General features: G+C 51.5%; 26 protein-coding genes and 3 tRNA genes. 19 read left to right on the top strand and 10 right to left on the bottom strand.

The genetic code is table 11. The features are described from left to right. Positions 1 to 34: 34 nt before the first annotated feature. Together amrA and amrB are read right to left on the bottom strand one after the other, a co-directional pair. Complete coding sequence (gene amrA, locus ACYP03_RS01780) at positions 35 to 649, bottom strand: AmmeMemoRadiSam system protein A (RefSeq protein ID WP_248139435.1); 615 nt, start codon at positions 647 to 649, stop codon at positions 35 to 37. Next, positions 603 to 1,406, bottom strand: a complete 804-nt coding sequence (amrB, locus tag ACYP03_RS01785) for an AmmeMemoRadiSam system protein B (RefSeq protein ID WP_330959823.1) — start codon at positions 1,404 to 1,406, stop codon at positions 603 to 605. Before amrB ends, amrA begins: the two co-directional genes overlap by 47 nt. Positions 1,407 to 1,546: 140 nt before the next feature. Here amrB and amrS point away from each other — a divergent pair, with 140 nt between their 5' ends. From amrS to ACYP03_RS01805, 4 genes are all read left to right on the top strand, one after another. Then, positions 1,547 to 2,665, top strand: coding sequence for an AmmeMemoRadiSam system radical SAM enzyme (amrS, locus tag ACYP03_RS01790; RefSeq protein WP_248139438.1), 1,119 nt, complete (start codon positions 1,547 to 1,549; stop codon positions 2,663 to 2,665). A gap of 89 nt (positions 2,666 to 2,754) precedes the next feature. Then, positions 2,755 to 3,063 (top strand): glutaredoxin domain-containing protein, encoded by a 309-nt coding sequence (locus tag ACYP03_RS01795; RefSeq protein ID WP_248139440.1) that lies wholly within the window; start codon positions 2,755 to 2,757, stop codon positions 3,061 to 3,063. A gap of 66 nt (positions 3,064 to 3,129) precedes the next feature. Further along, a complete protein-coding gene (locus tag ACYP03_RS01800; protein ID WP_459778263.1) occupies positions 3,130 to 3,582 on the top strand; it encodes an OsmC family protein in 453 nt (150 codons plus the stop codon). Beyond that, a complete protein-coding gene (locus ACYP03_RS01805) occupies positions 3,579 to 4,268 on the top strand; it encodes an MOSC domain-containing protein (protein ID WP_459778264.1) in 690 nt (229 codons plus the stop codon). The genes ACYP03_RS01800 and ACYP03_RS01805 overlap by 4 nt, the downstream gene beginning before the upstream one ends. A 56-nt stretch (positions 4,269 to 4,324) precedes the next feature. Here ACYP03_RS01805 and ACYP03_RS01810 read toward each other — a convergent pair whose 3' ends face one another. From ACYP03_RS01810 to ACYP03_RS01820, 3 genes are all read right to left on the bottom strand, one after another. Continuing rightward, complete coding sequence (locus ACYP03_RS01810) at positions 4,325 to 4,525, bottom strand: hypothetical protein (RefSeq protein WP_248139443.1); 201 nt, start codon at positions 4,523 to 4,525, stop codon at positions 4,325 to 4,327. 173 nt (positions 4,526 to 4,698) lie between these two features. Further along, a complete protein-coding gene (locus tag ACYP03_RS01815; RefSeq protein ID WP_459778265.1) occupies positions 4,699 to 5,346 on the bottom strand; it encodes a LysE family translocator in 648 nt (215 codons plus the stop codon). Positions 5,347 to 5,365: 19 nt separating this feature from the next. Then, positions 5,366 to 6,034 (bottom strand): alanyl-tRNA editing protein, encoded by a 669-nt coding sequence (locus ACYP03_RS01820; protein WP_459778266.1) that lies wholly within the window; start codon positions 6,032 to 6,034, stop codon positions 5,366 to 5,368. Positions 6,035 to 6,156: 122 nt separating this feature from the next. Here ACYP03_RS01820 and ACYP03_RS01825 point away from each other — a divergent pair, with 122 nt between their 5' ends. After that, on the top strand, positions 6,157 to 7,071 hold the full coding sequence (locus tag ACYP03_RS01825) for a LysR family transcriptional regulator (protein WP_248139448.1): 915 nt from the start codon (positions 6,157 to 6,159) through the stop codon (positions 7,069 to 7,071). Between the two features lie 74 nt (positions 7,072 to 7,145). On the opposite strand, the gene ACYP03_RS01830 is transcribed toward ACYP03_RS01825, so the two are convergent. Further along, on the bottom strand, positions 7,146 to 8,420 hold the full coding sequence (locus ACYP03_RS01830; protein WP_459778267.1) for an amino acid deaminase: 1,275 nt from the start codon (positions 8,418 to 8,420) through the stop codon (positions 7,146 to 7,148). A 169-nt stretch (positions 8,421 to 8,589) separates the two neighbouring features. Between ACYP03_RS01830 and ACYP03_RS01835 the strand changes: the two genes are divergently transcribed. The 6 genes from ACYP03_RS01835 to ACYP03_RS01860 all read left to right on the top strand — a co-directional run bounded on the left by ACYP03_RS01835 (position 8,590) and on the right by ACYP03_RS01860 (position 14,818). Further along, entirely contained in the window at positions 8,590 to 9,453 is an 864-nt protein-coding gene (locus ACYP03_RS01835; protein ID WP_248139452.1) for a MurR/RpiR family transcriptional regulator, read from the top strand. 56 nt (positions 9,454 to 9,509) lie between these two features. Next, positions 9,510 to 10,946, top strand: coding sequence for an N-acyl-D-amino-acid deacylase family protein (locus ACYP03_RS01840; protein ID WP_459778268.1), 1,437 nt, complete (start codon positions 9,510 to 9,512; stop codon positions 10,944 to 10,946). Between the two features lie 64 nt (positions 10,947 to 11,010). Next, positions 11,011 to 11,403 carry a RidA family protein gene (locus tag ACYP03_RS01845; RefSeq protein WP_248139456.1) on the top strand — a complete coding sequence of 131 codons (393 nt, stop codon included), beginning with the start codon at positions 11,011 to 11,013 and terminating at the stop codon, positions 11,401 to 11,403. A gap of 257 nt (positions 11,404 to 11,660) precedes the next feature. Further along, complete coding sequence (locus tag ACYP03_RS01850; RefSeq protein WP_459778269.1) at positions 11,661 to 13,151, top strand: sodium:solute symporter family protein; 1,491 nt, start codon at positions 11,661 to 11,663, stop codon at positions 13,149 to 13,151. A gap of 125 nt (positions 13,152 to 13,276) precedes the next feature. Next, positions 13,277 to 14,170: a sugar kinase gene (locus ACYP03_RS01855; protein ID WP_248141597.1), complete on the top strand. Its 894-nt coding sequence runs from the start codon at positions 13,277 to 13,279 to the stop codon at positions 14,168 to 14,170. A 15-nt stretch (positions 14,171 to 14,185) separates the two neighbouring features. Next, positions 14,186 to 14,818 (top strand): bifunctional 4-hydroxy-2-oxoglutarate aldolase/2-dehydro-3-deoxy-phosphogluconate aldolase, encoded by a 633-nt coding sequence (locus ACYP03_RS01860; protein ID WP_248139459.1) that lies wholly within the window; start codon positions 14,186 to 14,188, stop codon positions 14,816 to 14,818. A 5-nt stretch (positions 14,819 to 14,823) separates the two neighbouring features. On the opposite strand, the gene ACYP03_RS01865 is transcribed toward ACYP03_RS01860, so the two are convergent. Beyond that, complete coding sequence (locus tag ACYP03_RS01865; RefSeq protein WP_459778270.1) at positions 14,824 to 15,573, bottom strand: hypothetical protein; 750 nt, start codon at positions 15,571 to 15,573, stop codon at positions 14,824 to 14,826. Positions 15,574 to 15,983: 410 nt separating this feature from the next. On the opposite strand from ACYP03_RS01865, the gene ACYP03_RS01870 reads away from it, so the two are divergent. The 4 genes from ACYP03_RS01870 (at position 15,984) to ACYP03_RS01885 (ending at position 17,243) form a co-directional block, all read left to right on the top strand. Continuing rightward, positions 15,984 to 16,057: transfer RNA gene (locus ACYP03_RS01870), tRNA-Cys, on the top strand. A 3-nt stretch (positions 16,058 to 16,060) separates the two neighbouring features. Then, positions 16,061 to 16,136 (top strand) — tRNA-Gly (locus ACYP03_RS01875). A 70-nt stretch (positions 16,137 to 16,206) separates the two neighbouring features. Further along, a tRNA-Leu gene (locus ACYP03_RS01880) sits at positions 16,207 to 16,293 on the top strand. Positions 16,294 to 16,649: 356 nt separating this feature from the next. Beyond that, entirely contained in the window at positions 16,650 to 17,243 is a 594-nt protein-coding gene (locus ACYP03_RS01885; protein ID WP_459778271.1) for a cysteine dioxygenase, read from the top strand. Positions 17,244 to 17,340: 97 nt separating this feature from the next. Here the strand turns inward: ACYP03_RS01885 and ACYP03_RS01890 are convergent, their stop codons facing one another. Beyond that, positions 17,341 to 17,958 (bottom strand): MlaD family protein, encoded by a 618-nt coding sequence (locus ACYP03_RS01890; protein WP_459778272.1) that lies wholly within the window; start codon positions 17,956 to 17,958, stop codon positions 17,341 to 17,343. Positions 17,959 to 18,655: 697 nt separating this feature from the next. Here ACYP03_RS01890 and ACYP03_RS01895 point away from each other — a divergent pair. Both ACYP03_RS01895 and ACYP03_RS01900 read left to right on the top strand, forming a co-directional pair. Beyond that, on the top strand, positions 18,656 to 19,399 hold the full coding sequence (locus ACYP03_RS01895) for a hypothetical protein (protein ID WP_459778273.1): 744 nt from the start codon (positions 18,656 to 18,658) through the stop codon (positions 19,397 to 19,399). Between the two features lie 27 nt (positions 19,400 to 19,426). After that, positions 19,427 to 20,032, top strand: coding sequence for a hypothetical protein (locus tag ACYP03_RS01900; RefSeq protein ID WP_459778274.1), 606 nt, complete (start codon positions 19,427 to 19,429; stop codon positions 20,030 to 20,032). Positions 20,033 to 20,202: 170 nt separating this feature from the next. Here ACYP03_RS01900 and ACYP03_RS01905 read toward each other — a convergent pair whose 3' ends face one another. Next, positions 20,203 to 21,189, bottom strand: coding sequence for a zinc-dependent alcohol dehydrogenase family protein (locus tag ACYP03_RS01905; protein WP_459778275.1), 987 nt, complete (start codon positions 21,187 to 21,189; stop codon positions 20,203 to 20,205). 85 nt (positions 21,190 to 21,274) lie between these two features. Beyond that, the gene (locus tag ACYP03_RS01910) at positions 21,275 to 21,700 is read right to left on the bottom strand and encodes a hypothetical protein (RefSeq protein WP_459778276.1); all 426 of its coding nucleotides are present in this window, start codon (positions 21,698 to 21,700) and stop codon (positions 21,275 to 21,277) included. A gap of 548 nt (positions 21,701 to 22,248) precedes the next feature. Between ACYP03_RS01910 and ACYP03_RS01915 the strand changes: the two genes are divergently transcribed. Together ACYP03_RS01915 and yghU are read left to right on the top strand one after the other, a co-directional pair. Next, positions 22,249 to 23,496 (top strand): SGNH/GDSL hydrolase family protein, encoded by a 1,248-nt coding sequence (locus ACYP03_RS01915; protein WP_459778277.1) that lies wholly within the window; start codon positions 22,249 to 22,251, stop codon positions 23,494 to 23,496. Positions 23,497 to 23,873: 377 nt separating this feature from the next. After that, entirely contained in the window at positions 23,874 to 24,731 is an 858-nt protein-coding gene (gene yghU, locus ACYP03_RS01920) for a glutathione-dependent disulfide-bond oxidoreductase (protein ID WP_459778278.1), read from the top strand. Positions 24,732 to 24,873 lie beyond the last annotated feature (142 nt).

Below are 24,873 nucleotides of genomic sequence, written 5' to 3' on the forward strand. Positions count from 1 at the left end.
GCATTTTTGATCGGGAGGGCGAGTCAGACGGGCATTACGCCAGTGGCGTGAAATATTTACCTTTCATCTGAGTGATCGTAAAGGTTTTCACCCGGACATTGGGAGACCAGTGATTCATCGGCCAGCCTGCTTTTTGTTTCAGGGCTTTGATGAAAGCTGAAGGCTTTGGCAGTTTTTCCCAGACCTGCGGCAGAAACACGGCCTGAGAATAGTGCTCTGTCAGGATGACACCCACCTTGTGCTGTTCCAGATAGGCCAGCAGTTCTTCTTCAGAAGCTACTGAAAGGAGCTTGGGCTCAGAGAGTACGGAGACTTCAATGGTCAGGGAATCCAGCTGCTCTTCGGTGAGCGGCATGAATCGTCTGTCCTGATAGGCACTGTCTCTGGCTTTGTTATGGACTTCTATTACCAGCGGCTCATTGGCCGTGACGGTGCCCAGACATCCCTGGAGCTGACCATCGACTTCAAGCGTGACAAAACAGGCACCGTTAGCCCGCAGCTTTCGGTGGTAGAGATCCAGTTGCGGCGGCATCGGCAGATCATCGGAAAAATGGCTGCGGATTGCCTCCCGGGCAATATCCAGCAACTGCGTCATTTCTCCCTTATTCAGGGCCGGTTTCTCTGGGGGAAGACACGAGGTAACTGACATATCCAACGACTCTCTCCTTATCTCCGGCCTCCATGTCGCCGGAGTTTTTGTATTCAATTTGTGTTAAGTAATAGCCTCTTTGCTTCGCCAGTAATAACAAGGTGTTGATCCCGGTTGAGCCGCAAGCCTGTTGCGGGGAAAGGCTGGGATCGAACTTTTCAATCACTTTCAGAGTCCGGTGATCGATATCCTGTGCATCTGCATAGGGGTGGTAATGGCTCAGATCACTGCTGATGACCAGCAATGTGTTGTCCTGCCATAGGGGATCAATGATCTCCGCCAGACGCGCCGGGGAAATATCTCCGGTGAGTATCGGCAGCAGGGTAAACGCCGGCAGGCAATGCTGCAGGAAGGGTAACTGCACTTCCAGACAATGCTCCAGCTCATGTATATGATCTGAGATAGCAATATCATCGAATCGTGACAATTTTTCAACAGACGGCGTGTCAATCTGGACTTCACCTAACGGTGTGGCGAAATACTGATCACCGGGCAGGGCGCAGCCATCAAAGGCATAGTAATGACTGGGGCCAACCAGAATTACTTTTTGATACACATTTCCGTTTCTTTTCAGCCACCGGTAGGCCCTGGCAGCGACTTTACCAGAGAACATATACCCCGCATGCGGCACGATCAGTGCTCTGGGGAATGATGTCACTTCGTCCGGGGCAATCAACCAATGATTCAGCTGCTTGCTCAGTTCCAGCGGCGAAGCCTGATAAAATCGACCGGCGACAGCAGGGACTCGAATGGTCATCGTCTGGTCCTCTATCTCCGAACTGGTTCTGAAGGATGTGATTGGTTCACGCCACAGGCTCTGCCTGATACATCAGGCGGGATCTGGCGGAGACCAACTATATTTAAGTATAGAAAGGATTAATTTCGCGGAGCATCTCCATGGCGCAATCTCACCGGATGCAAACAGACCCGCTTTCCGGAAGCCCTCCGGCGAGCTGGCCAACCACACACTGGCATCAGTTAGATGACGGTCGTGTGGTTTGCGATGTCTGTCCAAGGCATTGCCGGCTCCGTGACGGCAAGCGGGGTGCCTGTTTTGTGCGGATGGCTGAACATGGTCAGATTGTGCTGACGAGCTACGGCCGCTCCAGCGGGTTCTGCATCGACCCGATTGAGAAAAAACCGCTGAACCATTTTTACCCGGGCAGCTCAGTTTTATCGTTCGGAACCGCCGGATGTAATCTGGGCTGTAAATTCTGCCAGAACTGGAGCATCAGCAAGTCGCGGGAAATCGATACCTTAGGGTCAACCGCAATGCCAGAGCAAATCGCACGGGCAGCGCAGCAGTACGGCTGCGATTCCATTGCGTTTACCTATAACGACCCGGTCATTTTCATGGAATACGCCATGGACTGTGCAGACGCCTGCCATGCCCACGGGATCCACAGTGTGGCGGTGAGTGCCGGTTATATCTGCGATGTGCCGCGGCAAGATTTTTATCAGAAAATGGATGCGGCCAATATCGACCTGAAAGCCTTCACGGAGCGGTTTTATCACAAAATATGCAGCGGGCATCTGGCACCTGTACTGGATACGTTGCTCTACCTGCGTCATGAAACCCGGGTGTGGTTCGAAATCACCACCTTGCTGATCCCGGATGAAAATGACAGTCCGGCTGAAATCGAGGCGATGTCACGGTGGATCATGGAGAATCTCGGCCCGGAAGTTCCGTTGCATTTCAGTGCATTTCATCCTGATTTTAAAATGATGGACAAACCGCCGACCCCACCGTCAACCGTCAAACGGGCAAGACAGATTGCTCTGGATGCCGGACTGAAATACGTCTACGTAGGTAATATTTTTGATGAGGCAGGGGACAGTACCTACTGTCCCGGCTGCGGTGCGAAGGTGGTTGCGCGAAACTGGTATGCGCTGGGCGATTATGAACTGACCGACAAAGGTTGCTGTCAGCACTGCGGCTATCAGCTTGCCGGACGGTTTACGACGCCCGGTGAAAGCTTCGGGCGCAGGCGGATTCCCATCCGGATCAGTGCCTGATGGTGATAAAAGCAACAAGCTCGTCAATTGGGTTTTACTCCGGTGCGGCTTTGCATTATCTTACCGCTTTCCGTAAAGCCGAACAGAGAATGTCCCGCATGACTATTGAAGCATTGCATCAGTTTCAGAATCTGGTGATCACTCAGCCGAACTGCCCTTACTGTGTGAGAGCGAAAGCGATCCTTGACGGACGTGGAACAGACTACACGACACTGGTGCTGGGTCAGGATCTGGAAAAGACCGAGATGGTTGCTTTTATTGAGCAGGTGGCAAACACCACCGTGCGGACCGTGCCGCAAATCATCCTGGATGGCAGGTATATCGGGGGGCATGATGATCTGGTCGCGTTTCTGGAGCGACAGGTTGATCACGACGCGCTCAGTGATTTCGAATTGTGATGAAAAAGGCTCCCGTCGGGGGCCTTTTTCTTTATTGATGTTTTTTTCAGTAAGGAGACGGATGAGATGAGCTTTCATGTAAGAGTTATCTGGCAAGGCAACAGTCAGCCCGGAGAAGCATTCAGCCGGGATCATCAGATTCACTTTGGCAGCGGCCAGCAGGTTCAGGGATCATCTGCACCGGAATATCAGGGCAGTGCCGATAAAATTAATCCGGAAGAAAGCCTGATGTCGTCGCTGTCTTCCTGTCATATGCTGACGTTTCTGGCGATCGCGCATCTCAAACGTCTGCCGGTTGCCAGCTATCAGGACAGCGTGACCGCAGAATTGGGGCAAAACGACGCCGGTAAGACCAAAGTGGCTGTGATTGATCTGAACCCGCAGATCACCTTCGCGGAAGGGATTGACGTCTCCCCTGAAGTCCTGGACAAAATGCATCAGAAAGCGCACGCGAATTGTTTTATTGCGAACAGCCTGAATGTGACTGTTCGATTGCATGGAAAGGAGTTCGAGCATTGATCAAAGCAGAGACAAGCATATCGCTCACCGGCCTGTATACAGGAACAGTGACACAGAATTACGGTATCACGACAGCGATGGCCAAGCAGCCGGTGACCGGCCGGATGTATTTGTCGGAGACCGGACTGGAAGGTGATGAATGCGCCGAGCCGAAATTTCACGGTGGTACGGAAAGGGCGCTGCATCAGTATCCGTTCGAGCATTATGCTTTCTGGCAGCAGAAGTATCCTGAGCGCGAATGGGTGTCGCCGGGGATGGGCGAAAATATCAGTGCGCTGGGGATGACGGAAGACAATGTCCGCATCGGCGACCGGTATCGCTGGGGTGAAGCCATCATCGAAATCAGTCAGCCGCGTTCGCCTTGTTTTAAACTGAACTGTCGCTGGGATTTACAGGGCTTTTCAGAAACCATGCAGACCACTGGCCGTTGTGGCTGGCTGTATCGTGTGATTCAGCCCGGTTTTATCAGTGCGACAGCACCTTTGGTCCTGATTCAGGCCGGGGATGAGCGCTTTACCGTCAAGCGGGTGCTGGATTGGTATTTCAACGATCCGATGAATCCGGATAAGTTACGTCTGCTGCAGACGTGTGAAGCCCTGTCGAAGAGCTGGCAGAGCACTATCGCCAAGCGACTGGAAACAGGTGAGCTGGAAAACTGGCATTTCCGCCTGAACGGGAAAGCCTGAAAAACAAAACGGGCCGAATGACGGCCCGTTGATTCTGTGATGTTTGTGAAGCTGACTCAGGTCAGCGCATAGCCAATCAGACCGGCGATCGCCAAACAGGCACCACCGAACACGCCAAATTCAATTCGCTTTTCAACGACGCATTCAACGTCTTCTTTTCTGACAGTCAGCATACTGAAAATGCAACCACCGGCCAGCGCTACGGCTAATACGCCCAGGCTGAACAGGATAGCCGAAACAAAATCCATCAATTCCATATCAATCCTCTTTTGGACTTACCCAATCAATTTGCTTGTTGCGTGCTTATTGGTGAATGGGTCTGTCCGGGGGAATGGACAGACCTGCACGTCTCGAATGCGGGGCGAATCATACACCGATTGGCGGGCGCTGTAATCCCGGAGGTGTAATCAAAAATGACGGGCGAATGGGGTTATGCAAAGGCCAGCCTTGCCGCAAAAGCGATCAGGACCACACCCAGAGACCGTTCAATCAGATGCATTTGCCGCTGGAACCAGAACCGGGCTTTTTCAGCGGAAAACACCACGCTGACCCCCATGAACCAGAGCGCATTGACGGAACACATCCAGGCGCCATAGAACATCTGTACGGCGATGGGGGTATTGATGCTGACCACATTGGTCATGACCGCCAGGAAAAACAGGGTGGCTTTCGGGTTGGTGGCATTGGTGAGAAAACCGATGCTGAAAGCCCGTTTCAGCGACTGTGTCTCCGCCGGGGTATCCGGATTGTTCGCTGCATCTGTTGCCGGTTCGTTGTCTTTGGCCGGTTTGCTGCGGCAGAGCTGAACACCCAGATAAACCAGATAGATTGCCCCGAGCACTTTGGCAGCGATGAGCAGCCACTCGGAGGTGTGCATGAGTGCGCTCACGCCCAGCAGGGTATACAGGACATGAATGCCCAGCCCGCAGCCGATGCCCAGTGCGGTCATCACACCATGGCTGCGGCCAAATTTCAGGCTCTGTCTGACCGTTACCACGAAATCAGGTCCCGGTGCCACGACGGCCATAAAATGGATCAGGGCCAGAGAAAGAAATTCCGGCCAGTATTCATTGATCATTATTCACATCCTTATTGAATCAGGCCGCCACTGGAATGTGGTAGCGCACCTGGAGGTTCCCTTGCTGGAACTGGGTGGAAATCCGGATATCAGCAGGCAATTCACTGGTATTGCTGATATGTGTGCCCAGGCAGGGCAAAGTGCTCAGTTCGCCGAATCCGACCCGGCGTGTTCCCGTCTGATCCGTACTGATCTGAACCGGAAGTCCGGCAGCAATCAATCGGCCCAGGTGCTGCGCAATGGTCTGTTCATCCAGTTCCACGACATGTGCCTGTGGCGCGAACTCAACATGACAGGTCTCGGGCCAGTGATTCGCTCGGACCGGTTGCCAGCCATTTTGCAGGCCAATGTTACCGATCAGATGTCCCAGGCTGTGCAGGCAACTGTGTAACTGCCGGGCTTCCTTATCCAGAGCCATGGTCGTCATGCCGGTAGGTAGGGCATGATCAAGGATATGCTGAATCTCGTTGCCCACTTTGCGGGTGTGCAGAACCTGTGCCCGTTCACCGCAATGCGTGATGATCCGGCCGGTATCTCCGGGCTGCCCTTGATCTTGCGGATGAAAGACGGTTTTGTCCAACACGGCGATCCATTGCCCATCTTCCTGAAAACAGGCAAGAAGCTCTGCCTCACAGTAGAGCTGATTGGTGCTGAGATATAACGCTTGTGTTGCCATCGAAGATGCCATGAACGCTTTCCGTGAATTGCTGGAATGTTGTGATAGGCAGCATTGTAATCATCCGGACTGTGCATGATAATCCATCATCAATTCAAATAACTTTTGCGTATAACGCACGAATCAGAGGCAGCATGAGCAGCAACAAGCACATTGGTCTGATGCAGGATATGGCAATTTTTGTCTCTGTGGTGAAAACCGGCAGCTTTTCAGAATCGGCAAGATTGCTGGGCGTCTCACCTTCTGCCGTCAGCCGGACCATCAAACAGCTGGAGCAGCAGCTTGGCGTTTGCCTGTTACAGCGTACGACCCGGAAACTGCGGCTGAGTGAAACGGGCAGAACGGTGTATGAACGCTGTCTTCAACTGGACGAGGCAGCCAGAGAAGTGGTGTCGCTCTGTGAAAGTCAGGACAGCTCTGCCCGGGGTGTCGTGAAGGTTGCAGCTCCGAAAGCAGTGGCGCATTCTCTGATTCATCCCTACGTTGCTGAATTTCTGCGGCTGTATCCGGATATCGATGTGCACCTGGTGCTGGACGATCAGGCGCTGGATCTGATTGAACAGGAAATTGATATTTTGTTCCGGATCACCCGTCAGCCGCCGCAGGGGCTGATCGGACGCAGTATGATGCCGATTGTGCACGTGCTCTGCGCATCTCCGGAGTATCTGGAGCGCAGGGGGATGCCCGTTCATCCGAAAGAATTAACCGGCCACAGCTGTATTTCTCTGGGAGAGAATGAAACGGATTCGAAATGGCGGTTCCGAAAAGGAGACAGCAAAATCACGGTGCCGGTCACCGGACGGTACAGGGCTAATCATTCACGGGTGCGGCTGGAAGCGGCAGAGCAGGGGATCGGGATTGCCAGCTTGCCGGTCTTTGTTGCTGAAGGAGCTATTGCGGAAGGCAAGATTATTCAGGTCTTACCCGAGTGGGAATTTGAAACAGCCTACACTGGTGATTTATGGATGTTATATCCGGCGACGCGCCATATTCCGGCCAAAGTGAGTTTGTTTGCGGACTACATTGTGGGCAAGTTAGGGAAGTCGTGAATCTCGTCTGATCTGAAGGCTGGGCGCTACGGCGAACTGGTAAACAGCCATCCTGTAGGATGGCTGTTTGTGGATCAGAAGCGGGTATCCACGAATCGGCCGACGGTGTCCGTGTCGTCGGTAATACAGAGATAGCGCCATTTATCGAACGTCAGGCACGGATGAGAGGTTGAAAACACCAGTATGTCTCCCACCCGCAGATCGGTCCCGGCCGGGACGTTCACAAAGGTATGTTGATCCATGATGGCGGTCGCTTCCAGACCACTGACCGTGATTGGCTGACCGTCCCGGAATCCGCGTTCAACGATTGGCAGCCCGGCATCGAACGCAACGTCCCGTTTCCCCATCCCGATCACCGCTTTACAGGGCTCCGGCACTGAGAGAACATAGGCCCAGAGTTCCAGGGCTGATTCCAGATCCCCGCCCAGTTCGCAGGCGTATCCCTGATTGGCTTTCGCACGAGCGATGACCTGATGCTGGGCATCCTGGTAAATCCCGGTGTCATGGATCAGATAACAGCCGGGCCGGATGACGGCATTCAGATGGGGATGACCCGCAAACTCTTCAGCCACAATGTCATACCAGGCAGAGCCTGCGCCGGTCACGATGGGGTGGTCAACCGTGATCAGCTTTTTCTCGGTCAGCTGTTCTGCCAGCAACACGGCATCGCGCAGGAATAAACGGATGTGATCTTCTGCATCAGCGCCGTGAATGACGCCCTCATACACTTCAATGCCATGCAGAGATAAGCCTTCCGCCGCCTGAATAAACCCGGCCAGAGTTTCTGCTTCTTCGTGGTTTCTGCAGCCGCAGCGGCCTCCCGGTACGCCATATTCGATCAGGACGTTCAGGGTCAGCCCTTCAGCTGAGAAGTAGCGGCTGAGCTGAGCGGCATTGTCACAGGAGTCGACGCAGCAATAGAACCGGACGTCATGCTGACGGATCAGCCGGGCGATCAGGGCCATATTGGCTTTTCCGACCAGCTGGTTGGCCATCAGAATGTGTTGGGCCCCGGCAATGGCTGCTGTTTCAGCCTGTGCGGGGGTTGCAACGGTGATCCCCCAGGCACCGGCCTGCAGCTGCTCGGTAAAGAGCGACGGCGTCATGGTGGTTTTGCCGTGGGGTGACAGTTTGACCTGATGGTGGTTGGCGAACTGTTGCATCCAGTTCAGGTTATTGTGAATCGCCGATTCGCGAAGGACCGCTGCCGGCAGGCAGATTTCTTCGTCAATCAGGCTGTACCGACCCTCACTTTTCTCATGGACCCAGACACCCTTGGTCCCAATCGGAAAGTTTTTGTGATCGAATTCTTGGTATTTACTAACATGCTTTTTGTTTGCTTGAGGCATTGGTTATTCTCCTAACATAGCCATTATCCCTTTATGTATAAGGCTTATGGCGAGATGATAGTATTCTTGATGTTAGAAACTATCAAACATCTTGTGGTGAATTGTGCGATTTCTCACTGTTTGATTCCCACCGTCTCACTAAGATTTAACCCAGAGAGGAAAGGTCACCGTGACCATTGAAGTGGACATCGTTTCCCGAATTACTGAGTGCTTCCCACAGTTAAGAGAAGCAGAAAAAAAAGTGGCCCGCCTGGTGGTGGACGATCTGAGCAGTGCAGCGACGGCCAGCATCACGGAACTGGCAGAAGAAGCCGGGGTAAGTGAAGCCACCATCACCCGCTTTGCGAAGGCGGTCGGCTGTAAAAATGTGCGTGACCTGAAAATGAAGCTGGCGCAGTCACTGGCGGTCGGACAGCGGTTCATTCATGAAAGCCCGGATGAAACGGGCATTCAGGGGGTGTATGAGTCGATTAAGAACGTCATCAACCTCAACCGGAAAATCGTGAATGAAGCGGATGTCGCCCGGGCGGTAGAAATGCTGCTCAACGCGCGGCAGGTTCTGTCGGTCGGCATGGGCGGTGGCTCAACCATCATGTCGCAGGAATTGCAGTTCAGGCTGTTTCGGATTGGATTTGCCGTCAGTGCCTATAACGACGGCTTGCTGGCCCGGATGGTGGCCTCGACCGCAGACAGTAAAGACGTGATGGTAGCGCTGTCAGTGACGGGCTACACCGCAGAAGTGGTCGAACCGGCATCCATTGCCAAACAGTACGGGCTTAAGGTGATTGCGATTACCGCGCCGGACTCGCCGCTGGCAAAAGTCAGTGATGTGGTGCTGCCGCTGGTGACCGATGAAACAGATTTTATTTATAAACCCTCAGCCTCACGCTACGCCATGATGGCGCTGATTGATGTGCTGTCGACAGAACTGGCCCTGCGCCAGAAACGCCGTTCCCGTGATCGCCTGCGTCGGCTGAAACTGGCGCTGGACAGCCACCGCGGTGGTGAGGATCGACAGCCGCTGGGGGATTAGCCCGCCAATTCTGAAAGAAGGTGGCGGATGCGAGAAACGAACGAAAAGGAAAACGTATGCAGTTTGAGACCGTATTCCGCCAGGTCAGCATCATTGATGGCACCGGCGCGGATGCCTACCGCGCCGATGTTGCCATTCAGAATGGCCGCATCGTTCAGATTGGTGACCTTGCCGATTGTGCCGCGCATCAGGTGATTGACGGCCGTCATCAGGTACTGGCGCCGGGCTTCATTGATGTGCACACCCACGATGACACCCATGTGATCCGTTTTCCTGAGTGTCTGCCAAAAATCAGCCAGGGCGTTACCACGGTGATTGTCGGTAACTGCGGTATCAGCGCGTCTCCGGCAGTGCTGGCTGCTGATCCGCCCGATCCCATGAACCTGCTGGGCAAGCGGGAAGATTTCCGGTATCCGGCTTTTACAGACTACGCCGAAGCAGTACGTCAGGCGCAGCCCGCAGTCAATGTGGCGGCGCTGGTGGGTCATACCACCTTGCGCAATCAGGTGATGGATGATCTCTGTCGCGCCGCGACGCCGCAGGAAATTGTTGCCATGAAGGCCCTGCTGAAACAGGCCATGCAGCAAGGTGCGCTTGGCCTGAGCTCCGGGCTGGCTTATGCCTCCGCCAAACAGGCACCGGCTGAGGAAGTGATGGCGCTGGCGGAAGCACTGGCGGCTTTCAACGGTATCTATACCACCCATATGCGCACTGAATTCGAACAGATTCTGGATGCAATGGACGAAGCATTCCAAACTGGCAAGCACGCCAGAGTCCCGGTGGTGATTTCACATCTCAAATGTGCAGGCGCAGGCAACTGGGGCCGGACGGTGGAAGTGCTGGACCGGATGGAATCTGCCGCGCAGTGTCAGGATGTGGCCTGCGACTGTTACCCGTATTCTGCCAGTTCCTCGACGCTGGATCTTAATCAGGTCACAGAAGATATCGATATCTTCATTACCTGGTCAGAAGCGTTCCCGGAACTGGCAGGCAAGATGCTGAAAGAGATTGCGGCGGAGATGGACCTGCCGCTGATGGACGCCGCCAGAGCGCTGCAACCGGCCGGGGCGGTGTATCACTGCATGGATGAAGCCGATGTCGAGCGGGTACTGAAATACCGTCTCACCATGGTGGGCTCTGATGGCCTGCCGAATGACCCGCATCCGCACCCGCGTCTGTGGGGGGCATTTCCCCGGGTGCTGGGCTACTACACCCGCGAACGCAAGTTGTTCTCGCTGGAGCAGGCCGTTCACAAGATGACCGGGATGTCGGCCCGACGTTTCGGGCTGAAAGACCGGGGGATCATCGCCGAAGGCGCTTTTGCGGATTTGGTGCTTTTTGACCCGGCCACGATTGAGGACGCTGCCAGTTTCGAGCACCCGATTACTGCCGCAAAGGGTATTGCACTGGTCATGGTGAATGGCCGGATCAGCTATCAGCAGGGCAGTGTCAGCCCGGAACGTCATGGCCGCTTTCTGGCCCGGCATCAATGATGAAGCACACACAGAATTATTCAAAGTCACAAGGCTAATCAGCCCTCAATTGGAGAAAACAATCATGACGATTATTCGTTACGGCGTGGAAGGCGGGACAGGCACCGGCGGGCAGCATCTGCCATTTGCACGTGCGACGCAGGCCGGTGGATTCCTGTATGTTTCAGGCCAGACACCGATGACAGACGGCGAGGTGGTTGAAGGCGGTATCGTCGATCAGTCACGCCTGGCGATTCAGAACTGTCTCAATATTATGGAAGAAGCCGGATACGGCCTGGCCGATGTGGTCCATGTGAAAGTGGTGCTGACCGATGCCCGTTATTTCCAGTCGTTCAACAAGGTCTTTCAGGAGTTTTTTGGTGAACATCCGCCAGCCCGGATCTGCATGGTGTGTGATCTGGTGGTGGACGTCAAAGTGGAAGTGGATGTGACCTGTTACCGAGAGGATCGCCGTTAATCCGGCCCACAACTCGGACTTGGATTCGGTCAGTCATACGCTGAACGGACCAGCTGTCTCTTGAGCCTGCAGGATCTGTTGCAAGAATTTTTCTGTGCTGAAATCTCAGGCAGAAGCAAAGAAAAAGGGCTGGCAAAGTACCAGCCCGTAAAAAGCAAATGACTGAAATTCAAAGTCAATTTCAGTCATACACGGGATAACCGAATGTGTTTATCCCCAAGCAAATAAAAGCAATGACGGATTATAAGAGGTAAGGAATGAACAGTACACTCTTTCTCACCGGATTCGGTGCATATGTGGTGTTTATGATCTGGCTGGGCTGGTTTGTGTCCCGCTCTCAGAAATCAGGGGAAGATTTTCTGCTGGGCGGACGTGGCCTGCCATTGTTCCTCGTACTGGGGACGACCGTGGCAACCATGGTGGGTACCGGCTCCAGTATGGGCGCAGTCGGTTTCGGATACCTGAACGGCTGGGCCGGTGCGTTATACGGGATCGGGGGTGCCCTGGGGATCTTACTGCTGGCCTGGTGGTTTGCCCCGGTCCGTAAGCTGAACTTCATGACCATGAGTGAAGAACTGGCCTACTATGTTGGCGCCAACAAGGTGGTGAAAAACGTTGTGGGTGTGCTGATCTTCGTGGCCTGTATCGGCTGGCTGGGCGCCCATATTCTCGGCGGCGGCCTGTATCTGGCGTGGATCGCGGATATCGATCTGAATACCGCCAAGATCGTCATTGCTGCGGCCTTCACCATTTATGTCGTCATCGGCGGTTATACCGCGGTGGTCTGGACCGATACGATTCAGGCGATTGTTCTGTTCTTTGGCTTTATTCTGATGGCGGTACTTTCCGTTCAGCAAATCGGCGGGCTGGAAAACCTCTATCAAGCCATGGATCCGGCAGCGGTGAGCCTGCTCGGCATTGAAAAGCTGGGCGCACTGCCTGCGCTGTCGCTGGCGATGGTGGTCGGTGTCGGAATTCTGGCTACGCCGTCTTTCCGCCAGCGTATTTACTCGGGTAAGGATGTGTCCACGATTCGCCGCTCTTTCGTCATGTCCGGTGTACTTTACCTGTTTTTCTCAATTATTCCGGCAGTCATCGGGATGTCTGCCCACGCCATTAACCCGGAACTGAACAACGCGAACTATGCGTTTCCTTATGTCGCCGCAACCGTGCTGCCGATCGCCGTGGGGATGATTGTGCTGATTGCGGGTCTGTCTGCCACCATGTCGAGCGCCAGTTCGGATGCGATTGCCGGGGTGTCGATCATGCTGCGTGACATTTTTATCCTCTTTACGGGCAAAGTACCCTCAAAAGACAAAATGGTGTTTTACTCCCGTCTGTCGCTGGTGATTGTCATTGGCATGGCCCTGCTGTTCGCGCTGACTTCGAATGACATTATCAGCTATATCACCAAGATGATTTCCACCGTGATGTCAGGCATGTTCGTCTGCGGCATGCTGGGGCGGTTCTGGTCCCGGTATAACTGGCAGGGAGCACTGGCAACGCTGGCCGGGGCTTCAGCGGCATCTTTCTCGGTGATTCTGAATGCGGACTGGAATGCCTACTGGGGAAATCCCTGCATCCCGTCGGTGCTGACTGCGCTGGTGGCCGGTGCAACTGTCAGCCTGCTGACGCCTGCCAATCAGGTGAGCCCGGCACAGGCCAAAGCCATCCTGGATGCCGAGCGTGAAGCGATGGAAAACACTGTTCAGAAGGACATCAGTACAGAGGCTGCCTGCGCGAAATAAATCGCTAAAACTTGTGAAAATGCAGGTCTTTGTGATGAACCAAGGCCTGCATCATGAATTAGGCTTGTAGAAACAGTCCAAGAAAGAAAGGGACCGCTGTGAAAATTGCATTTTTTGGTGAATGTATGGTCGAGCTGAGCGGCCAGCCGTTACGTCGCACCTTTGGTGGTGATACCTTAAATACGGCACTCTATCTGGCCCGGCTCGGACGTTCTCGCCGGTTGGATGTCAGTTACGCAACGGCACTGGGAAAAGACAATATCAGCCAGGATATGCTGTCTGCCTGGCAGGAAGAATATATTGATACGCGTCTGGTGCGTCGGCTGGACGAGAAATTACCCGGACTTTATCTGGTGGAAACTGAGCCCAGCGGCGAGCGCCATTTTCACTACTGGCGCAATGACAGTGCCGCGAAGTTTTATTTCGCGACCGGAGTTACCCCGCTGGAACGGGCCATTGATAACAATGAGTTTGATGTGTTGTATATCAGCGGCATCAGTCTGGCGATTCTGGCGGAAGATGCCAAAGCCATTCTGATTACACTGTTGGAAAAACACAAAGCGACCGGCGGTAAAGTTGTGTTCGATAACAACTTCCGGCCGCAACTGTGGACAGCCAAACAGGCTCAATACTGGTATAAGCAGGTGCTGCCTTTTGTGGATATCGCCCTGATCACCGAAGATGATGACCAGAAAGTGTGGGGCGAGGGCGATGTGACGGAACGTTGCCGCGATTTTGGCTGCGCTGAAGTTGTGATTAAGCGCGGCAGCCAGCCGTGTTTGGTGGCGACGGATTTACAGTCTGACCATCCGGGGATCAGTGAAGTGGCTGCCAACCCGGTTCAGACGGTGATTGATACCTGCGCGGCAGGCGATTCATTTGCAGCCGGTTATCTGGCAGGCCGGCTGAGCGGAGAAACAGCCACGGCATCGGCAGAACTGGGTCACCAGCTGGCTGCGATTGTGATTCAACACCCGGGCGCGATTATTCCGCCCGAGGCTATGACAGAGATGATGTAAAGGAGTTAGAAGTTCATGTCTCAATCCCTGATTGAAAAGTTAAAACAATTGAAAGTTATCCCGGTGATTCAAATCAACCGGGTGGAACAGGCAGTTCCGCTGGCGAAAACCCTGGTAGAGAACGGCCTGCCCGTGGCAGAAGTCACCTTCCGGACTGACGCGGCAGCAGAAGCCATCCGCCTGATGCGGGAAGCTTATCCAACGCTGTGTATCGGCGCGGGTACTGTGCTGAATGCGGCGCAGGTGGATCGCGCGCAGGCAGCCGGTGCAGAGTTTATTGTGGCGCCGGGTCTGAACCCGAATACAGTGCGTTACTGTCAGGAGAAGGGGATTGTGGTGGTTCCGGGCGTGAACAACCCAAGCCAGATTGAACAGGCGCTGGAACTGGGTCTGAACTTTCTGAAATTCTTCCCGGCGGAAGCCTCCGGCGGTCTGAATATGGTGAAATCACTGCTGGCACCTTATGTGGATGTCAGCCTGATGCCAACCGGCGGCATCAGTAAAGCCAATATTCGTGACTATCTGGCCGTGGATCGCGTGCTGTGCTGTGGCGGCACCTGGATGGTCGCCCCGCAGCTGATTGATAACGGTGACTGGGAAGAAATCGGTCGTCTGGTGCGTGAAGCGGTCGCGCTGGTTCGCGACTGACGCTGTCAGAGCCCTTTGGGTGTAATGGCCGCTTCCGTGTTGAAGCGGCTTTTTTCATCCGGAAAACTGCACATTTTGATTTGTCCTTTCGGATCAAACATCAGCGATAACTTATCAGGTTTCGCCTGGCTGAATGCTGCGATGCAGCGTTTGCCTGTCACTGTAGTTTGTGACTCCTGACCGGCACTGATCACCACATCCACGCCCTGCACGTTTTTTAACAGCTCCGGGGAAAAGCGTGTCGGATACTGACTCAGCAGCACGATATTTCGGATCCCTTTCACCTGAAGCCGGTCAACACTGTTTCTGAGCAGCGTCAGATCCCGCTCGTGCAGTTCTTCGCTGCCCGGGTAAGGGTTAATCAGCGCCAGAAAAGCAACCTGATTATTGCCATACCAGCGAATGAAAGCGTCTGCCCGGCCTTTATAGCTGTTGTAGCTGTAAACTTCGTCCCCGTTCTGTCGAAGGCCGAAATCGATATTACTTGCCAGCACCGGATAACTGGCCTGAGGCAGCAGGCTGGCAGAATCACTGTAGGACTTTGTTTCCGGGGTGATTGCCGTAATGTAAGAAAACGGCTGTTGTTCCACCTTGGGATTATGCGCCGAATAAAAGGTCATCCCTTCTTGTGCGGGCATCGCAATGACATCCAGATCAGCCTTGCCGGGAGAAGGGGGGAGTTGTGTCAGAAACCGGATGTGAAGATGTGTCTCAGCTTGTTCGGCAGGCGAACAGGCAGCGAGTAAACAAGACATCACGACTGGGACACAAAGACTGAAACGGCGCATAACAAAATTGAAATGTGATCTGGGTCGCCATTCTGTTCTTTTTGCCCGGAAATGACAAGCCTCAGACAAAATTGCAGGCCTGCCAGAAGGGGAAAAACCCAATTTCTTTTCAAAAATCACGACCGCGTTCAACGAATGAAACGCGCTAACTCCCTCACACATCGGTAAAAAGTCAGCCTTTCAGCTTTGTCTGATGGGTAAAAAATGAGAAGAATGACCTGTTTTGGGTGTAAAACAATCACTCAGTTCAAATTGATGAATTTTGCTGTTGACTCGATCTCACCTTTGCGTAGAATGCATCCCGTACCGCAACGGAGGTAACGACGAAGCGGTCATGGTGAAAGCCAAAACAACAACCCAAGCGGTTGATTGTCGAAGGCGCGTTGGCAGAGTGGCTATGCAGCGGATTGCAAATCCGTGGACCTCGGTTCGACTCCGGGACGCGCCTCCATTTGCGACACTAGCTCAGTTGGTAGAGCGCAACCTTGCCAAGGTTGAGGTCACGAGTTCGAACCTCGTGTGTCGCTCCAAATTTTGTCTGTATCGATTCAGATGTCGGTACAAAGATGGTGTCTGACCCATCGCAATCCAGAATTGCGTGCCCTGGTGGTGGAATTGGTAGACACAAGGGATTTAAAATCCCTCGACGTTCGCGTTGTGCCGGTTCAAGTCCGGCCCGGGGCACCATCAAAATCAACGGCTTACAGGCTAGCGCTTGTAAGCCGTTTTTCTTTGTCTGCATTTTCAAGTCTTCTCTCTTCTCTTCTATTTTCAGTGATTTTTCTCATTACTTAGCCTTCTTTCCGCCTGCAGCAAGGCCGTAATGAACAGTTTGTCAGTCAATGCCTTTTGTTTTTCCTCGAAGTTCTCCTCGAAGGGCAGCATGCAAACTTCAGGGTTGTTAATTGTATGTTAATTCGTGACTGTGTTCACCGAATCCAATACTTCAGTAAGCCGGACGCGAAAGAAAGTGGTCTACTGACCGTGTTAAACAGGAATAAGACATAACAATAACGAATAAAACAACAGGTTAGGAGAACACGATGCAACCTTCAACGACACATCATCAGATGGCCCCCGCTCTTACTGCGTTACTGGATGCGGACTATCGTTTTAACTATCAGGAATTTCTGGCTCATGTTGAATTAGCCGACAAACCACTGTCTCTGGCCACCATTCGCTTTATGCTGGAAAAAGTTGAATTCAACAGTGACGAGGTAAAACAGTTGGTGCAGTTTGATCAGGAGACGTACTCAAGGCGCCGCTTGTTTGGCAATGCTCATTGTGAAGTGTTGATCCTAAGCTGGCTGAATGGTCAGCGGAGTAAAATTCATGACCACCTTGGCAGCGCTTGCGGGGTCAAAGTGCTGCAGGGGCAGGCGACAGAAACTCTGTTTCAGCCAGCTGCGAATGGTCACATTTACGCGACCCAGTCGACGCACTATCCAACCGGTGAGGTGACGGTGAGTCACGACAGTGATATTCACCAGATATCCAACCTGCAAGGCGGGGATGAACCTTTGGTGACACTGCACATCTATTCCCCGCCGTTGAAACAGTTCTATCTCTACCAACTCGAAAGCGGGACCGCAGAGCTGCTGGATCTTCAGCATGACTCCTGGTTCTATGAAATCTGAAGAAGTTCGGTGGCGAATCATCGGATCTACGACACGTTGTATTACTTGCAGATCCGATGTTGTCTTGGTCAAGGAAACGTATACTTAGGGTTTTAAATTACGCCTGCATCAGGTGATCCAGTTCTTCCACCTTCTTTTCAAGCTGGTCAATGGAGTCGTCCTGATTCCGTTCATTCATTTGCAGCTTCAGTCGTTCAATATGCTGTTTCAGCGTTTCAACAACATCGGCTTGTATCCGATCTTTGGCATCATGACCGAATGATTTTGCTTCCTCTATCAGTTGATCTAATTCATTGTCCAGTTGGTCCGCTGTTGGTTCTGCAGTATTATCGACCCAGTTCGAGAAGGAACGGTCAATACTGGAAGCGAACGACTGCAGGCTCTTGCCAAGCTGATTTTGCATCTCTTTAGCAATCCCCGTGAATTTTGTACTGCCCTGAATCACTTGTCCGTCTTGAATGAATGCTCCCGGCTTGTCATTCGAAATGAGTTTAATCATCTGTGTCTCTTTGGCCTTGGCATTGTCTGTGATGACAAACAGAGCAGAATCAGTTGCCAGTGATTGGAAGGCTTCATCGACAGTCACATGCACTTCAAAATGACCCTGTTCGGTGTAGATGATTTCATTGACCTTGCCAATGACTTGGTCGTCATGCATTAATGGTGCATTGTTTTTCAATCCATTCACAGCATCGTAGCGAATTGAAAAATTCACACCAGATTCGATACAACCGGCCAGAAACAATACAACTAAGCTAAAACAAAATTTACCTAAAAGTCTCATCAGACGACTACTCCAACACATTTTTCTACAGCGCTTAACAGGGCGCAGTATGTCCGTTTCGGGCTAAATTGCAATGATGGATGTATTGCCAACAGGTGGAGCAAATTCCATTCAAACTCATTTGGTTCACTGAAATGTTAGGAAATGCTTGTAAATGAATAGATTAAGAAAAATGCTGTAGAGGGGATTTCAAGTACGCTGATTTGGTTGTTTTATCAACAAATCCAATGGTTCACGGTTCGACTTGCTTAATCGAAATTTACGGCTTACGCATGAATGCTTGATAGCCGTTTCTCTTGATGTACGCCGTGTTGAATATCAGGATAAACCGCTGTCTTTGGCGACCATTCGCTTTATGCTGGAAAAAGTCGAATTCAACAGTGAGGAGAATAAGTATTGTAAGGTGACTGTCTTTTTTAAAAGTTTAAATTCCCTGAGAGGAATATCTTCATGTTATTTAAATCCATACTCTCATCATGTCGCCCCAATATTTACTGCGCTTCTTGAAAGCGGTTACCTTGTGTGGATTATTTCAAATCATTATTCTGCGCACCAAGTGTCACAGTGAAATGCTGGAAAATCGGCAGTACATCTAAAGTGAAATTTGTTATTAAATCGTGGGGTTGGCATGGCTAAGCTAAAAAAGAAGAGAGACGATATCGTCATTTGTAACTTTAAGATCTGGCACAAACCTGTGGGTTGGGTATTTTTTCTGGCGTCTGTTGTATTGATTGTGCTGTTTCCTTATTTTCCGGTTCAGTACGTGACCGCTTTACTGAGCCTTTGGTCCGTATTACGAAAAAAAGAAATGGTCTGGCGAAAAAGGGAGCGTCAATGGTCTTACCGAGTTCGACGTTTTTTTCTGTGGCGCCAGACCAGCCATCAGATGACAGACCGCGATGCATTGATTTTGTATTACGAAAAGCCTGTTGAGGAAGAAAGAGATGGCACGATCATGACGCGTTATGGCTGGTTTGAACTTGAGTTCGAACCGGAAGCCAGTCGGTTTGATCCGGATGGTCAATCTGAATATCAAGCTGGAGTTCAATATCGATTAAAAAAATTCGATCAAGATGCCAAAGCGCCTGAGTTAACGGAGATGATGAAACAAATTATCGGGATCTACCGTGCCAGCAATCTGGATGTCCAAATCGTTTTTGGATTGACAGATCTGGACGATGAAAGATATATGGCAATCAAAACAGCGCTTGGCATAGATCCTACTCGCATCCCATTGGATGAAGCATTCAAGCGTACTGATGAAACGCTGGACGATAGCGACATGAATGCCGCTCATTATGAAGTGAAGCGATACAGGCTGAAGCCTAGTCAAATGAAACATGAAACGAAATCGGCAGAACACCGCCAATGATGTTGTCGTATGACAGGCGAGATGAAAATGACAAAACAAACAAAGCAAACAGAACACACAAACGATAGTGTCATCTGCAACTTAAAGGTCTGGCATAAGCCATTTGGCTGGTTTTGGACGATTGGGTTCGCCATCTTTCTGCCTTTTACATCGCCTAGCCCCTTACAGGCTGCATTTGGGTTGCTGGGGCTGTGGTCTGTGTTGCGAAAAAGGGAAATTCTCTGGCGTGTCAACGAGGCACAATGGGTCTACCGAACCCGAAACTTTTGGAAGTGGCGTGAAGTTCAATATGACATGACTGCGGATGATACGCTGACACTTACCTGGAATAGAAGGGAATCGTCTTCGTCGCTCTTCACTCTGAGATTTGAACCGAAGTCGGCTCAGTTTATTCAACGTCATCGAATCTTAGATAGTTATGATTTAGAAGTGTTACCGACACACACAGGTGAAGTTGAATTAACGGCAACAATGAAAAAAATCGGTCGTATTTATGGTTCCTGTCATATCGGCCTGAATGCAGACGTTGTGTTCAATGGGCTGAACGATCAAAAAAGTAAAGCCATTCATGATGAACTTGGCATCGACTTTTCGCCGGTTCAATCCGATGAGAAGCAATACGATCCCAGGTGATGCCTGTGAATCAGTCATTCAGAATAAAGTGCCTGTCCTGATTTTTACTCCCTGAAATTGAAGAGTAATCTTTGCTGGCCTGTTGATTTTTCAGTTCAACCGGATATCCATTCAGCCGCCTCGGTGGCGGTTGAATGGCGGTGTAAACATTGCTCAGTGAAGCAATACCATTACATCGTCAAAATAATCTTGCCCTTTAAAGCCGCACGATGCTTTTCAATCGTCTCCAAAGCCAGCTGAAACTGTTCCAGAGGGAAGTACTGGTCTACATCCAGCGCGATCTTGTTGGACAGAAAATGCTCGAGCATCATGTCAAACTGTTCTCTTCGGGCGGCTTTGCCTGCCTGATCTTCCCAGTACCGTAAGAAGAAATTACTGAACTGAATCTGCTGCCGTTGCTGATATTCGAAAAAGCGCTTTTCATACACGGCCAGCGACAAGGTACCGTAGGTGATATATCGCCCCTGAGTGCCAAGCGTCTGAATCAACTCGGTGCCGGCAGGACCGCCGATTGCGTCCAGTGCCACATTAGGTTGCGGGAGGCCATATTGCTTGAGCTGCGATGCCAGATTTTCATGGGCGTTTAAGACAGGTACAGTTTGATACGGATAGGATTCAGGCCGTGAGGTGATGGCAATGAGGGTAAATCCTACGGTTGAAGACAACTGCGCGAAGATTTTGCCAATTGCAGAGCTGCCTGCATTGATGATGACGACATCCTCCGGCGTGAGGCGGGCCACTTCTGTGGTCAGAATCCAGGCCGTGAAGGCATTGATATAGAGCTGGGCTGCATAGCCGTTGCCGATATCCGGCGGCAGGTGAAATAAGTTATCCGGATGCACATCTGCATATTTCTGCCAGGTTCCCTGCGCCGCAACGAGCACCTTTTGTCCTGAAACGAACCGGGGGCAATCAGACGCGGTCACATGACCTACCGCTTCAAACCCCGGCACTCTCGGCGGCTGATGATTCCGGCGGTACTGACCAACACCATGAATCGATAACAGATCACTGGGGTTGATATTCGCAGCTTCGATCCGGACTCTGACAAGACTCTGGTCCCGCGATGTACAAGGCATTGGTTCCAGCACCAGCACATCCTTGGGTTCACCAAAACTGACCTGATTGATGCGAGTGTTGTGATTGTGGTGCGTCATTGAGGTTGCTTCTTCGTCGTCCGCTGAAAATAGTACGAGCTCACTGCCGGGATTCGTTTTGCTGAACCCAAACGGGGGCAAACAATTAGTGATGGTTCAGTGTTGCGATGATGACTTCCCGGTCCCGGGGCTCAAATTGATCGAAAATCTCGTCACCACTGATCTGCTGTGCCTGATGAGCGAATTGTGCAGCTTTGCTGGTGTCTCCGAGCTTCAGATTGGCTTTGGCTGTGGTCAGAAAGGGGAGGGGTTGTTTCTGTTCACGGCACCAGTTTAAAGCCTGGCCGGAGATGGCAATGGCGAGCTCATAGTCTTGATGTTCAAGTAAGACAGAGCCATAGCCGCTTTTGATCCAGAAATTCAAATCATCATCGGGCAGGTGTTCATCGGCGTATGCGGAAGCTTGCTGCCACATGTGTAAGGCTTCAGAAAGAGTCCCGTCTAATTCTAGAAAAAGTGCTTTATTTGCGAGCTCAAATGCATGGTCAGCATGCGGGTTATTTTCTGTCATCATCATTCACTTTGTTATTACAGCCTGCTTTCGCAATGGGAGATATCCAGTGTGAAACCGAGGAAGATATCTAGGATAAGAAGCGTTATTTTGCTGCAGAAGTCCGGTTCAACGATATTATAATCTCAAATAAATGATTGATCCTTTCAAATTCACTGTGGTGATGTATTCAAGTGAGCTGGATATCAGTCGTGCAACAGCGGCGGATAGCTGATGCATTAAATGTTAAAAAAATGAAACAAAAAATTCAGAATTAAATTTGATTTTGAATGCACCACTTCGTTTATTTTTAAAGCGGAACAGCAGAATATCAGTAGTCAAAAGACCTGATTTTTAATGTGTATATCCGGTTGTTTTTCATCATAAAAGCTTCATAAATCTCATGTCCTCCCGTTCCCGGGATGTCGCAAAAAATCGCTTATAAAGCCGTCACCCTTTGAACTTGGTTCCATTTTTGTGCTTCTAGTTGTAGTGCATTTTTGACACATTCCATTAACATCATCTATAGGTCATACCTCTTACCACTGACAATGAATGTATGGCTCACAATGAAAAAAACACTTTTACTGACACTTTTGCCATTTTCTGTACTTGCACAAAGTGCTGAAGTTGAGAACACAAACCAACCGCTGACGGCTGCGCAAATTCAAGAGGTACAAAGTAGTAACACTTACACTTATGTGCGTTGCTGGTATCGCCCGGCACAGACACATGATGATCCGGCAACCACCTGGGAGTGGGCCCGGGATACCAACGGAGATTATTACAAACTGAATGGTTACTGGTGGTCCGGCTGGTCGTTTAAAAATATGTTCTACACCAGTACGTCGCAGTCTGAAATTCAGCAGCGTTGTGCCGAAACACTGGGCGTAACCCACGATACGGCGGACATGCTGTTTTATGCGGCGGACAACAGCTGGTCGTATAACCATACTGTCTGGACCAACGATCAGGGGCCGGTGAACGGCATCAATAAGGTCGTGGCATTCGGCGACAGTCTGTCGGATACCGGCAATCTGTTCAACGCTTCGCAATGGGTTTTCCCGAACCGGAATTCCTGGTTCCTGGGCCATTTCTCCAATGGTTTTGTGTGGACTGAGTATCTGTCGGACAGCCTGAATCTGCCGCTGTATAACTGGGCAGTCGGCGGTGCGGCGGGTTCGAACCAGTATGTTGCACTCACGGGTGTGACAGAGCAGGTCACGTCCTATCTGGAATACATGCAGCTGGCGAAGAACTACAATCCGGCGAATACGCTGTTCACGCTGGAATTTGGCCTGAACGATTTCATGAACTATGACCGGACGGTTGCGGATGCAAAGGCGGATTACAGTGAAGCGATGCAACGTCTGACCGCTTCCGGCGCCAATAACATTTTGCTGATGACTCTGCCGGATGCGACCCGTGCGCCGCAGTTTAAGTATGCCACTCAGGCTGAAATTGATAAGGTCCGGGCAAAGCTTCTGGCCTTTAACGAATTCATCAAAACTGAGGCCAAAAGTTATCAGGACAAAGGTGTGAACGTGGTGTTGTTTGACGCTTATGCCCTGTTCGAAAAGATCACGACGGAGCCACTGGCATACGGCTTTGCGAATGCCAAAGATGCCTGTCTGGACATCAACCGAAACTCAGCCGCGGATTACCTGTATAGCCACGATTTTACGGCTGATTGTGCATCGCACGGCTCAGATAAGTATGTGTTCTGGGGCGTGACCCATCCGACGACGGCGACGCACAAGTTCATTGCAAATGCGATGTATCTGCCTGCGGTGTCTTCGTTCAATATCCAGCCATAATCGGCTGATCATTCAGGCGGGACGACTCAGTGCATGTCGTTCCGCCTGATTTTCCCGAATTTCCAAGACGCGCGGCCTGCCTTTGTTCAGGGGCTTGTTCGTCATGACTCACTTTCTTTGACCAGCCGATCAACCCAAAGATTTTGCTCACTGTCTGCCTTTTTAGTTTTGGTCCGTTGTGGGATTGTGCAGCGTGGGTACCGGCACTGACAGTTCATTCGGATGACTTGCCGGAAACTCGCGAAAGTTCATCAGGTTATATTTTTTGTGACTTTTCTATCACTAACCGTTCTAATGAATCACGGCCGTAAACTTTGATTCGTCACGCGCCGCCCCGATATTGAACAGATGAGTCTATCGAAGTGAGGTAAAACAGGATGGCAAACCAATACGTACCCCCGAAAGTCTGGACCATGGACTGCGAAAATGGCGGCGAGTGGGCAAGCATTAACCGGCCGGATGCCGGGGCCCGGTATGAGAAAGAACTTCCGGTCGGCGACCATCCCCTTCAGTTATATTCGCTGGGAACGCCGAATGGTCAGAAGATCACCATCATGCTGGAAGAACTGCTGGCTTTGGGTGAGTCCGGCGCCGAGTATGATGCGCATCTGATCAATATCGGCGACGGCGATCAGTTTTCTTCCGGCTTTGTGGGTGTGAATCCGAATTCCAAGATCCCGGCACTGGTGGATCGCTCGGGAGAGACATCCATCAATGTTTTCGAATCCGGTTCAATTCTGGTGTATCTGGCAGAAAAATTCGGCCATTTTCTGCCGACAGAGATTGCGGAACGAACTCAGGTTCTGAACTGGCTTTTCTGGCTGCAGGGTGCTGCGCCTTTTCTGGGCGGTGGTTTCGGTCATTTTTATGCCTATGCTCCGGAAAAGTATGAGTACCCGATTAACCGTTACACCATGGAAGTGAAACGTCAGCTGGATGTACTGGATAAACAACTGGCAAACCACACCTATGTCGCCGGTGAGACTTACAGTATCGCTGATATTGCCATATGGCCCTGGTACGGCAATGTTGCACTGGGACTGGCTTATGATGCGGCGGAGTTTCTGGATGTAGAGCGCTATCAGCATGTTCAGCGCTGGGCCAAAGCGATTCTGGCACGTCCGGCAGTTCAGCGTGGCCGTATTGTCAATAAGACTTCAGGGGAAGCCTGGGAAGCAGTCCCCGAACGCCACAGTGCTGCAGATATTGATGCAGCACTGAAGCAACGGCCATAATCCTGCGGATAAATTCTCAATGTGGCAGCTTCGTCTGCCACATTTCTTTCTGGGCAACTGAACACAAATTTACCCCTCCTCTTAATGACTTCAGCAGATCGTCGTCCTCAGTTATCATTTTAGGCAAGGATCGCATCTGAAC

The organism is Photobacterium sp. R1, assembly GCF_054600795.1.

Excerpts from the sequence above, each read along its gene's own strand:
- amrA (WP_248139435.1), bottom strand. The coding sequence starts at position 649 with ATGTCAGTTACCTCGTGTCTTCCCCCAGAGAAACCGGCCCTGAATAAG.
- amrB (WP_330959823.1), bottom strand. The coding sequence starts at position 1,406 with ATGACCATTCGAGTCCCTGCTGTCGCCGGTCGATTTTATCAGGCTTCG.
- amrS (WP_248139438.1), top strand. The coding sequence starts at position 1,547 with ATGGCGCAATCTCACCGGATGCAAACAGACCCGCTTTCCGGAAGCCCT.
- ACYP03_RS01795 (WP_248139440.1), top strand. The coding sequence starts at position 2,755 with ATGTCCCGCATGACTATTGAAGCATTGCATCAGTTTCAGAATCTGGTG.
- ACYP03_RS01800 (WP_459778263.1), top strand. The coding sequence starts at position 3,130 with ATGAGCTTTCATGTAAGAGTTATCTGGCAAGGCAACAGTCAGCCCGGA.
- ACYP03_RS01810 (WP_248139443.1), bottom strand. The coding sequence starts at position 4,525 with ATGGAATTGATGGATTTTGTTTCGGCTATCCTGTTCAGCCTGGGCGTA.
- ACYP03_RS01815 (WP_459778265.1), bottom strand. The coding sequence starts at position 5,346 with ATGATCAATGAATACTGGCCGGAATTTCTTTCTCTGGCCCTGATCCAT.
- ACYP03_RS01820 (WP_459778266.1), bottom strand. The coding sequence starts at position 6,034 with ATGGCATCTTCGATGGCAACACAAGCGTTATATCTCAGCACCAATCAG.
- ACYP03_RS01825 (WP_248139448.1), top strand. The coding sequence starts at position 6,157 with ATGAGCAGCAACAAGCACATTGGTCTGATGCAGGATATGGCAATTTTT.
- ACYP03_RS01830 (WP_459778267.1), bottom strand. The coding sequence starts at position 8,420 with ATGCCTCAAGCAAACAAAAAGCATGTTAGTAAATACCAAGAATTCGAT.
- ACYP03_RS01840 (WP_459778268.1), top strand. The coding sequence starts at position 9,510 with ATGCAGTTTGAGACCGTATTCCGCCAGGTCAGCATCATTGATGGCACC.
- ACYP03_RS01845 (WP_248139456.1), top strand. The coding sequence starts at position 11,011 with ATGACGATTATTCGTTACGGCGTGGAAGGCGGGACAGGCACCGGCGGG.
- ACYP03_RS01850 (WP_459778269.1), top strand. The coding sequence starts at position 11,661 with ATGAACAGTACACTCTTTCTCACCGGATTCGGTGCATATGTGGTGTTT.
- ACYP03_RS01855 (WP_248141597.1), top strand. The coding sequence starts at position 13,277 with ATGGTCGAGCTGAGCGGCCAGCCGTTACGTCGCACCTTTGGTGGTGAT.
- ACYP03_RS01860 (WP_248139459.1), top strand. The coding sequence starts at position 14,186 with ATGTCTCAATCCCTGATTGAAAAGTTAAAACAATTGAAAGTTATCCCG.
- ACYP03_RS01865 (WP_459778270.1), bottom strand. The coding sequence starts at position 15,573 with ATGTCTTGTTTACTCGCTGCCTGTTCGCCTGCCGAACAAGCTGAGACA.
- ACYP03_RS01885 (WP_459778271.1), top strand. The coding sequence starts at position 16,650 with ATGCAACCTTCAACGACACATCATCAGATGGCCCCCGCTCTTACTGCG.
- ACYP03_RS01895 (WP_459778273.1), top strand. The coding sequence starts at position 18,656 with ATGGCTAAGCTAAAAAAGAAGAGAGACGATATCGTCATTTGTAACTTT.
- ACYP03_RS01900 (WP_459778274.1), top strand. The coding sequence starts at position 19,427 with ATGACAAAACAAACAAAGCAAACAGAACACACAAACGATAGTGTCATC.
- ACYP03_RS01905 (WP_459778275.1), bottom strand. The coding sequence starts at position 21,189 with ATGACGCACCACAATCACAACACTCGCATCAATCAGGTCAGTTTTGGT.
- ACYP03_RS01910 (WP_459778276.1), bottom strand. The coding sequence starts at position 21,700 with ATGACAGAAAATAACCCGCATGCTGACCATGCATTTGAGCTCGCAAAT.
- ACYP03_RS01915 (WP_459778277.1), top strand. The coding sequence starts at position 22,249 with ATGAAAAAAACACTTTTACTGACACTTTTGCCATTTTCTGTACTTGCA.
- yghU (WP_459778278.1), top strand. The coding sequence starts at position 23,874 with ATGGCAAACCAATACGTACCCCCGAAAGTCTGGACCATGGACTGCGAA.